Consider the following 265-nt stretch of genomic DNA (forward strand, 5'->3'; position numbering starts at 1 on the left):
CCATCAGGGCCAACGGCCAGTACACGTCGGGTGGGTTGCACACCTGCACCGCGTGGGCCCCGCCGCGTAACACCTCACCGGTCAACCGGTAGCCGATGCACAGAAAGGACCAGAGGAACTCGGCGACGAAGGAGAGCACGCCGGAGCCGTTGACATAGACCGGATACGGGCGCAGGCGGGTACCGCGACTGCCCGGAAGGAACGTGAGACTGGGATCGCCGCGCGGGGCGATGACCGTGACGTCATACCCGGCGGCCTCCAGGGT

The 265-nt window shown here is 67.5% G+C and carries 1 protein-coding gene; it reads right to left on the reverse strand.

All coding sequences use genetic code 11. The annotated features are described in order from the left end of the window. Positions 1 to 265, reverse strand: a 265-nt coding sequence (locus AC0L3P_RS40325; RefSeq protein WP_473309502.1) for a hypothetical protein, incomplete at both ends; no start/stop codon positions are given.

The sequence above is a fragment of the Bradyrhizobium sp. WSM4874 genome, assembly GCF_055811835.1.